This window comes from Flavobacterium sp., from assembly GCF_049590715.1.
GTDB lineage: Bacteria > Bacteroidota > Bacteroidia > Flavobacteriales > Flavobacteriaceae > Flavobacterium.
Map to the genome: position 1 here is coordinate 1 of NZ_JBAWDL010000126.1, position 1,954 is coordinate 1,954.

Annotated in this window: 2 protein-coding genes; both read left to right on the plus strand. The window is 62.4% G+C overall.

All coding sequences use genetic code 11. The annotated features are described in order from the left end of the window. Positions 1–279: dephospho-CoA kinase (locus tag WBQ70_RS05630; RefSeq protein ID WP_423911554.1), on the plus strand; the 279-nt coding region annotated here is incomplete at its 5' end. Positions 280–360: 81 nt separating this feature from the next. Continuing rightward, positions 361–1,854, plus strand: a complete 1,494-nt coding sequence (locus tag WBQ70_RS05635) for an MBOAT family O-acyltransferase (protein ID WP_423911556.1) — start codon at positions 361–363, stop codon at positions 1,852–1,854. The last annotated feature ends 100 nt before the right edge of the window (positions 1,855–1,954 follow it).

Consider the following 1,954-nt stretch of genomic DNA (forward strand, 5'->3'; position numbering starts at 1 on the left):
TTCGACGTCCCTTTGCTGGTCGAATCGGGGCGTTGGCGCGCGAGGGTCGATCGCGTGCTGGTGGTCGATGCCATCGAGGGCACGCAACGCCGACGCGTGATGGCACGCTCCGGCTGGTCGGGCGAGCAGGTGGATGCCGTCATTGCGCAACAAGCGACCCGGGCAGCCCGTCGCGCCGCCGCCGACGCGGTGATCTTCAATGAGAGCCTGACCCTGCCGGAACTCGCACAAGAGGTTCGAACTCTGTGGATGGAGTGGCACGCCGAAGGCACGCGATAATCGTCGGCTGTGCGGCGCAGCTCGTCTTCGAGCACAACGACAACATGCGCCACCGGGCTCACCGGCAACGCCTCCGATTCGATGCTCTTCAATTCCTACGCGTTCATCTTTGCCTACTTCCCGATCGTGCTGGTCGGGTTCTTCCTGATCGGCAAGCGCAACATCCGCGCGGCCGCCGGTTTCCTGGCGCTGGCATCGTTGTTCTTCTATGGCTGGTGGAGCGTCGAAGCGATGCCGCTGCTGCTGGCATCGATCTGCTTCAACTACTGGGCCGGTCTGCGGCTCACGCCGGCCCCGGGGCGAACCGATCGGCAGCGCAAGCACATGCTGGTGTTTGCGCTCACCGTCGATCTGGCGATCCTGGCGGTCTTCAAATACGCGAACTTCTTCATCGCCAATGTCAACGACGGCCTGGCGGCGGCCGGCGCCACGCCGATCTCGATGCTGCACATCGCGTTGCCGATCGGCATCTCGTTCTACACCTTCACCCAGATCGCGTTCCTCGTGGACTGCTGGCAAGGCAAGGTGCATGAACGCAGCTTCGTGCACTACGCGCTGTTCGTCACCTATTTCCCGCACCTGATCGCCGGGCCCGTGCTGCACCACGCGCAGATGATGCCGCAGTTCGCCAATCCGGCGACCTACCGCATCGATGCCAACAAGGTGGCGCTCGGACTCGCGATCTTCACTTTCGGGCTGGCCAAGAAGCTGCTGATTGCCGACAAGATGGGACAGTACGCCGACCTGATGTTCACCGGCGTGCACAACGGCACCCTGCCCTCGCTCTACACGGCCTGGTTCGGCGTTCTGGCCTATACGCTTCAGATCTACTTCGACTTCTCCGGCTACTCCGACATGGCGGTGGGACTGTCGCTGTGCCTCGGCGTGCGGCTGCCGCTTAACTTCAACTCGCCCTACAAGTCGACCAGCATCATCGAATTCTGGCGTCGGTGGCACATCTCGTTGTCGACCTTTCTCCGCGACTATCTCTACGTGCCGCTCGGCGGCAACCGCAAGGGCGAGGCCCGGCGCTATATCAATCTGTTCCTGACGATGTTGTTGGGCGGCCTGTGGCATGGCGCCGCATGGACCTTCGTGATCTGGGGCGCGCTGCACGGAACCTTCCTCATGATCAATCACCTCTGGAATGCCAAGGTACGGCGCCACGCCACGCCAGGTCGGCTTGCGCGCGTGGCGGGCTGGTTGCTGACCTTCGTGTGCGTGATGGTCGCGTGGGTCGTGTTCCGCGCCGAAAGCGTGAACGCAGCGGTCGAGATCTACAAAGGCATGCTGGGCTTTCATGGCGCCCCGCCCTCGGCCTTCGGCGAATTCATCGCGGTCCCCTATCGCAAGCCGGAGTTTTTCCAGACCTTGCTGGTCGCCATGTTCATCTGCCTCGTGATGCCACCGACTATTTCACTGGAGCGCTGGGTGCCGCAACCTGCTCCGGGCGTGGTTGGTCACCAGTCGAAGTGGATCGCATCCGCCGTCATCGCGCTCGCCATCACCGGCCTGTTCGTCTACAGCGTCTCGCAGTTGGGTTCGTACAGCCCGTTCCTCTACTTCCAGTTCTAGACATGAAGCCGGCGCACATTTGGCTAAAGATCTTCCTGACCGGCTTCGCGGGCGTGTTCGTGATGTTCCTCGTCACGATTCTCACGCCAGCCCCCTATGG